Source organism: Thermostichus sp. MS-CIW-30 (assembly GCF_054058015.1).
Window position 1 is genome coordinate 36,313 of record NZ_JBSRZW010000031.1, and the last position, 7,083, is coordinate 43,395.

General features: G+C 57.1%; 8 protein-coding genes and 1 pseudogene. 4 read left to right on the top strand and 5 right to left on the bottom strand.

What is annotated here, in order from left to right:
- Positions 1 to 49: 49 nt before the first annotated feature.
- From ACVWXW_RS12305 to ACVWXW_RS12315, 3 genes are all read left to right on the top strand, one after another.
- Entirely contained in the window at positions 50 to 514 is a 465-nt protein-coding gene (locus tag ACVWXW_RS12305) for a hypothetical protein (RefSeq protein ID WP_457404025.1), read from the top strand.
- Between the two features lie 26 nt (positions 515 to 540).
- Positions 541 to 1,653 (top strand): bifunctional diaminohydroxyphosphoribosylaminopyrimidine deaminase/5-amino-6-(5-phosphoribosylamino)uracil reductase RibD, encoded by a 1,113-nt coding sequence (gene ribD / locus ACVWXW_RS12310; protein ID WP_457404026.1) that lies wholly within the window; start codon positions 541 to 543, stop codon positions 1,651 to 1,653.
- Between the two features lie 503 nt (positions 1,654 to 2,156).
- The gene (locus ACVWXW_RS12315) at positions 2,157 to 3,014 is read left to right on the top strand and encodes a hypothetical protein (RefSeq protein WP_457404027.1); all 858 of its coding nucleotides are present in this window, start codon (positions 2,157 to 2,159) and stop codon (positions 3,012 to 3,014) included.
- A 114-nt stretch (positions 3,015 to 3,128) separates the two neighbouring features.
- Here the strand turns inward: ACVWXW_RS12315 and ACVWXW_RS12320 are convergent, their stop codons facing one another.
- From ACVWXW_RS12320 to ACVWXW_RS12330, 3 genes and pseudogenes are all read right to left on the bottom strand, one after another.
- Positions 3,129 to 3,368 (bottom strand): hypothetical protein, encoded by a 240-nt coding sequence (locus ACVWXW_RS12320; protein WP_457404028.1) that lies wholly within the window; start codon positions 3,366 to 3,368, stop codon positions 3,129 to 3,131.
- 49 nt (positions 3,369 to 3,417) lie between these two features.
- Positions 3,418 to 3,615, bottom strand: a pseudogene (locus ACVWXW_RS12325) (Npun_F0494 family protein); the annotation flags it as partial.
- A gap of 5 nt (positions 3,616 to 3,620) precedes the next feature.
- Positions 3,621 to 4,814, bottom strand: coding sequence for an RNA-guided endonuclease InsQ/TnpB family protein (locus ACVWXW_RS12330; RefSeq protein ID WP_457404029.1), 1,194 nt, complete (start codon positions 4,812 to 4,814; stop codon positions 3,621 to 3,623).
- A 178-nt stretch (positions 4,815 to 4,992) separates the two neighbouring features.
- Here ACVWXW_RS12330 and ACVWXW_RS12335 point away from each other — a divergent pair, with 178 nt between their 5' ends.
- Positions 4,993 to 5,238, top strand: coding sequence for a hypothetical protein (locus tag ACVWXW_RS12335; protein WP_414419019.1), 246 nt, complete (start codon positions 4,993 to 4,995; stop codon positions 5,236 to 5,238).
- Here ACVWXW_RS12335 and ACVWXW_RS12340 read toward each other — a convergent pair.
- Entirely contained in the window at positions 5,235 to 6,062 is an 828-nt protein-coding gene (locus ACVWXW_RS12340) for a DUF1350 family protein (RefSeq protein ID WP_457404030.1), read from the bottom strand. The two genes, ACVWXW_RS12335 and ACVWXW_RS12340, sit on opposite strands and share 4 nt — an antisense overlap.
- Positions 6,063 to 6,249: 187 nt before the next feature.
- Positions 6,250 to 7,083, bottom strand: an 834-nt coding sequence (locus ACVWXW_RS12345) for an RNA-guided endonuclease TnpB family protein (protein WP_457404031.1), incomplete at its 5' end; no start/stop codon positions are given.

Sequence of the window (7,083 nt, forward strand, 5' to 3'; positions counted from 1 at the left end):
GCTCAGGGGTGACCACGGTGGTGGAGGCGGGGATCACCTTCCCGGCGTTTTGTGCAACGGTGGCGTCAACTGCCCAGACGCGGGTTTATGCTTTGATCCTTCTCTGCTCTACATCGCCACTGCGGATTTCATCGCCCACCGCCTCAGGCTGGCTGTGGATTGGAAAAATCAAGATCTGGATCGGGCCAGAGCAGTGATCGAGACCCATCGCCAGGTGGTGGTTGGCCTCAAGGCTCGCCCCACCCTCAGGCCGGGAGAGACGGAATCGCCCACACTCACTTCCGCTCTGATTCTCGGGGAGGAATATCGCCTGCCGATCATGATTCATCTGGGCCGCTTCCCGATGGATGAGGTGTTGGATCCCTTCGATTTGTTGGATCGCCTGCGTTCGGGAGAGATTGTCAGCAACGAACAAAAGGCCCGCGCCCGCGACTACGCATTGCAGGTGGTAGAGCTAGAATCCAAGGCAATTGCAGCTTTCAACCGCAAGTTGGCAGCCTTGTCACCGGCTTGAGCCGCTCTGGAGCGGATGCCCATTTTATGATTTCGGATCAGCAGTGGATGGAACGGTGTCTATCCCTGGCCCGTTCCACACCTCAGCGTCCCTCTCCCAATCCACGGGTGGGCTGCGTGATCGTGCAGGAGGATCGGGTGGTGGGAGAAGGCATTCATCCGGGGGCAGGGCAGCCTCATGCCGAGGTGTTGGCTCTGCAACAGGCGGGATCCCTGGCCAGAGGCGCAACGCTCTACGTCAACCTGGAGCCCTGCAACCACTATGGGCGCACTCCCCCTTGTACCGAGGCCATCCTGGCCGCCGGGATCCGGCGGGTGGTGGTGGGGATGCAGGATCCCAATCCCTTGGTGGCTGGCAAAGGGATCCGCCGCCTGCAGGAGGCGGGGATCGACGTGACAGTGGGAGTGCTGGAGCGGGAGTGCCAGGAGCTGAACGAGGGGTTTGCCTTCGCCATTGTGCGGCAACAGTGTTTCGGCCTGCTGAAATACGCCATGACCCTGGATGGCAAGAGCGCCGCCGCCACCGGCCACAGCCGCTGGATCAGCAACTCTCCGGCGCGGCAGTGGGTACACCAACAGCGGGCCTGGCATGATGCCGTCATCGTTGGATCCCGAACCGTTTGGCAGGATAACCCGCGCCTCACCTGTCGCCTGGCGGAGTTGCAGGGATCCCAGCCGTTGCGGGTGGTCCTCAGCCGTTCCCTGAACCTACCTCCCGTCGCCCATCTGTGGCAGGTGGAAGAAGCGCCGACGTTGGTGATCACAGAAGCTGTGGCAACCCATCCTTTGTGGGGATCCCTGGCCAAGCAGGGGGTGGAGCTGCTGCATCTGCCCCAGGTAACCCCCTCGCGGGTGGCACAAGTGCTCTTTCAGCGGGGGTGTCTGAGCGCCCTCTGGGAATGCGGGGGCACGCTGGCCTGGGCAGCCCTCAAAGATGGGGCGATCCAGAAAGTAGCCGCCTTTATCGCTCCCAAGATCCTGGGGGGAGCCGCTGCGCCAACCCCGGTAGCAGGCGAGGGGATCCCTGATGTCAACCAAAGCTGGCAACTGGTGGAGCCGCGGCTGGAGACCTTGGGGGATAACTGGCTAATTACCGGAAAGATCTCCTCTTCAGTTGGCCGCAGTGACTTACTACAGTAACCAGCTTTCAATTGCCATGAGGTTTCTGAACGAACAGGCTGCTGTCTTTTCAATGTAAATGGATATACTCATCAGAAAAACACAACATTTCTGCATAATAGGGTTCAGAATTGAGCTAAATTGTGCTAAGCTAGTCGGCGTTCTAGGGAGTCAATAACATTTGGGTAAGGTTAGCAAAATCAAGCTATAGGAATCTATCAAGATTCTTCTGAGGTGAGCCTTGTAAACGGCAACGACCTTGTTCAGCCCTTCTTTGCTTGCCCAGTGAGCAGTTTGAAAGCTCTCCTGTCCCGTTTTCAGGTGCAAATCCCAGGATAAGGAAGGGCATTGTGTTGAATCTTTTTGCCGGCCTGCTGTTTGCATCCGCTTTCATCAGCCCCTCGGGAAACGTTGTTATCGAAGGGGATTCGAGGGAATGGGTTTTCGCCGATCATCAAGTCCTAGAAGGGGTTACTCTAACCCTTCTCACACGGCCCGGAGAGAGCTTGGCCTCTTGGAGAGAGATGCTCTCCGTCATGGACGTTCATGTCGAGGGATCGCCGCGCTTTCTTGCCAACCACATGCGGGACAACCTCCTGGCCAACTGTCCCCAAACGACTTGGGAGTTCCATCGGGAGAGCGAAGAAGATGTGCTCTACGAGTTTCGCAGTGCTGGCTGTCGTGGAACGGTGAGTGGAGTTGAGGAACATGAGATTGGCCGGATCACCCGAGGCCCAAGCGGCAGTGTGCGCATTGCCTATGCCGCAAAGCCAGAGATGACGTCCGAAGTGCGAAGCCGCTGGCTGAACTTACTGGGCAGCGAGGTGGGGACAGCTCAGGGTTTTCCCATTCGCAACCTCAGCGGGGCGATTGCACAGCCTTCTTCCCCGGTTTCGGAAGCCCCAACCGCAGAGCGGCAGATCGCCCGGTGGCTGCAGGAAGCAACCGATGCCCTGAAGCAGCAGGAAGATTTGCTGGCCGAGCTGGATCGCCTAGGTCAGGAAGCGCAGGCGGATGCCCGTGCCTACAGCGGAGAGATCCCCAAAGAGGCGGGGCTAAGGACAATCGGCCTGTACCGAGGTCGGGGGGACGGCAGCCCTGGCGAGGCCACAACCGAGTTCAAGACCACTGACACCTTGATCTGGGCCATCTTGCCGGTGGGCAACCTTCCTGCCAACGCCAAGGTGGAGATGCTCTGGTACTACGAGGGCGGAGAAGCTGGGGGCGAGCAACTGATCCGCAGGCTAGATGTTCCCTGGGATCCCTTGGCCGATACCGTGCGAGGCTTTCTGAGCTTCAGCCAACCCTACACCGGCCGCTACCGCGTCGAGATTCATGTCAATGGCGAGAAGGTGGGAGTTGGCCGCTTCACAATCCAATAGTCTCCTGCAAGAAGTACCCCTCCTACGGGGTTACACAGGCTTGGGGGTGGACAATCTCCATCACCAACTCCGACGGGGTGAAGACTGTTGTGCTGGGATCCAGAGGGGGGCTTGCTATCCTCGACGGGTTCTGCTGACAGGCCTGGCTTTGAGGTTGTAGATAAGGCTGGTGCGGTATTGCAACAGCAAATTGCGCAGATAAAGGGGCAAGTTGCGTCGGTAGAGGGAGCGGGTTTTGCGGTAGATAGACTTGCTGCGCCGGTTAATTGCTTGGCTGCGCCGATGCAAAGAGGTTTGGAGTGGACGTTGGAGTGCCAGGGATCCGGGCGCACGCATCAACCTTGGCCGTACCATGTCCCACCTCAGGAGCAGCGTTGAACGTTGGATCCAGTGTAGGGGATCCTCAGGGGAGCAGCCGCCAGCGGGTCAGCCTATTCTGCAGGTGGTCTGCCCAGCTTGCCGAGATCCCGGCAAAAGTTTCATCCCTCTCCAGATCTTGCAGCAACTGCCGACCCAGAGGTGCCAGACGGTACCGGTCGGTGATCCCCTGCCCATCCACTTCCCGCCGCAACAGCCCCACCTGAATCAGCCACATCAGCTCGTAAACTACCCGACCCTGACTGCTTCGCAGTACAGGGCGGGCTTTCGGTAGCCCTGCAGTTGGCAAGCCAACCACGAACCTCTAGGCTGGTTTACAGCAGCCCCCAAAAGCGCAATCACATTCGCACCATTCAAATCCGCATCCCCTTCCCATCCACAGTGCCCACACTTGAACGACTTGCCACTGCGGTAGGATTGCGCAGGGTCGGGATGAATGTGCAAACACCGGTGGCAGGTCTGCGACGTGTAGGCAGGCGGAACAAGAATCAGAGCAACCCCCGCACGCAGAGCCTTGTACTCCAAAAATTGACGGAGTTGATAAAACGCCCAACCGTTGGCCCTGCGCCGTTCGGCTTTGCTGCGTGGCTGTTGATTGACCCTTTCCCGGATCCCTGTCAAGTCTTCCAGAGCAATAGCGCTGTTTGTCGCCTTTGCCCTAGAGACAATAGCTTTGGAGATGCGATGATTGACCCACGCCTGAAAGCGCCTCTCCTTGCCAGACAGCCGTTGCAACAGTTCTCTGCATCTGCGCCGCCAACTGCGGGTGCCCTTACTGGCTTTGCGTTGGAGTGCCGCCCTCAGCTTGGAGTAGTGGTCTCGGACTCTGTTCAACTGCTGTCCATTCCAATTGTCCCCGTCTGACGTATGGGCAATATCCGTCCTCCCCAAGTCCACCCCCAGCACTCTGCCCGTGCGTTGCGGTGGGGATGGCTCCGCTTCCACACAGATCTGAATAGAGTAGGAACCGTCTTTACGCTTGACCAGAGTGGCGGATTTGGGGTTGGAGCCTGCCAACTGTTCTCTCTGGTAGCGGCCAATCGCCAGCTCAAAGCGCTCCCGACCCTCCACCGTGGTCAGCGACACCGTCCAGTCTTTCTCGCGGAACGAAAAGATACGGGCATCGTAGGTCGCAAAGCCTCTCTTGAACGCTTTGACCGGACGGTTTTTCTGTCGGGCAACTTTACGGGCACCGGCCAGCCGTCTGCAGACCTGCTGGGCCAGATTACTGGACAAGCCAAACCGAGCGCGAATCTGGTAATAGCAAAGGGACTGGAGTTTGACTGCGTTGACTACTTTTTCTGGTGTGTTTTGGTTGACCCAGTTCAACGCCTGCACAAAGGCATCCATTGTCGCATCCAACTTTGCGGCTTGCGACTGGGACGCCTTGAGCTTGCAGGAGACGGTCAGGACGTGGGTCATGGTTCTATCATAACTTCCGCATTCCTCCCGACACTGACCCTATGGGTACAGTGCGGGGCTCCTGCGATTTCTAGCTGACTCAGAGTCATGGAGCATGAGGGACAAGGGGAGTCCCTATGTTCTTATTCAATTCTGTCAATGGCCGTTGAGCAGCAGGCTTGTTACAATAAATTACGATATGTTGATCATCCTTGCCATTGTTGTCCTCCTGGGATTCTGGGCGCTGCGCTTGATGGAGCAGGCTTTTCAGAGTCAGGAGTTCTCGCGCATGTTGGCAGGGACACTGGTGGCTGTGGCTGCCGGCGGCGTCTTGACCTGTTACTTTTTGATGAGCGATACCCTGCAGATGTTGTTTCATCTGCAAGCGCAGTCCCCCTCTTCCTACTCTCAAGATCTGCTCTCCGATTTGAGCTGGCTTGACTAGGCCAATTGGGTTGCTAGCCAGGCTTGAATGCTTCGAATCATCTGGTGATTGGGGGCCAGTAGGTTCTGGTAGATCAACTGTCCAAAAGCATCGATGGGGCTGAACTCTTGCCCGACTTGGAAAGGATAGCTAAAACCCAGTGGAGTGAGGTGATCCCCCTCGAGATGCTGCCACTCGGTGTGGCCTTGATACTTGCGGCAAAGCTGTTGGTAGAGCAGAGGAATGTCGTCAATATCATCCTGTCGAAATTCTACGAGCAGGTTGTGTCTAACCGGATACTGCTCCTCAATTAAGCGGTTGGTTTCTGCTGGGGAAGGCTCGAACTCTAACCACAGATTCACAGGTGGCGAGGAGGATCCCATCCACATCCGCCACAGATCGGCAAGCTGTTGTTGAGGCCAAGCTTGAGCCAACAGCCGCAGCAATGGCAAAGCCCGATCTAGCCCGGCATTGCTGTAGGCCAGGAAAATATTGCCTCGCCGCTGGGATCCCAGAGAAGGAACGGCTAGACAAGAGAGGATCTGCAACTTACAGCCCAGGCTATGACCCAAACCAAACAGGGGCAACTCCAGCAAACCCTTGCTTTGCAGGCTTCTGTGCAAAGATTGGGCTGCGCTGAGCGCCAGTTGGGCGTGATCGATATCGGTGGTGTAGGGAGTAGCAACAACGGCCATGCCCATACGGGCCAGTTCTTCCAGCAGGCGGCTGTAGAACACTTGCGGGGCAGCTCCCACAAAAGCTCCACCCAGAAAGTGAACGACGGCGCGGGGTTGAGGGGGCAGAAGGAACCAAGTATGCCCATCCGTTTGCCAAGTCGGTGCCATGGTGTTGCAACCTCGCCTGCGAGTTTGTTGAAGCTTTCCCCATAACCCAGCGCTCGGCAGATCCCACTTTGCCCACTTTACGCCGGTTCCCTGCGCTGGCCAGCCCCTGGAACTCATCCTAATGGACATCTTGCCCAGACAGGGGATCCCCAGTTAACTTCTGATGCAGCAGGCAAAACTGATACATTTACGCTGAACACTGCTGACCATTACTGCTCAACGGTGCAGCGATAGCATTCTGTCCGTTTCCGAACAGAAAGGCGGTATCCCGCAAAGCTCTGAGCATAACACCCAGAGCGCCTTGCCAATCTCGTGGTAGCCTATGGCTGCACTTTGGGCATCTAAACACCTTTGCGCCACCCAACTTGGTGTGGATGTGCCCGCACTTGGTACAGGTTTTACTGGTGTACGCCTCCGATACTTCCACGACGACCACGTTTTTCTTTTTGGCTTGAAACTTCAGGAACTGCTTGAACCGATAGTGCGCCCAGGTGAGCATCGCCCTTGCTGTCTTGCTACCAAACTTCCTCCCTGCCTTGGCAACCATCTTGGCTGACTCGAAAGTGGGGAGGAATATCAATCGGTAGTTATCCGTTAGGAACGCCGCTACCTTGCGATGGCACTCGTCCACCAAGTTCCTGATTCTCTCCCGCAGACGAAACGCCGCTTGCCGCATTCGCCTACGTTTGAGTCTCGGTGCTTTGCTCAGCCTAGATTGCAGATCGTCTAGGTGGTAGCACAGCCGAACGATCCTGCCAAAGTCCCCCTTGGCAATATTTACAAAACCTGCCCCATCAAACCCTGTAAGGAAGCTTCTTACCCCAGGGTCAAGCGCAACCACCCCCTTTGCTAACGAACACTGCTCGTTCACGGGCTCAGGGAAGATGGCATACCATCTGTCTTTCACCCGCATTAGCTCAGTTCCGCGTGCCCATTCTCTGGGCATCTCCTCGGATGCACGGAACGCCAAACCTCGGGTGAGTTTCGGATACCACGTCCCATTGCGAAAGTTGCCGGCGTT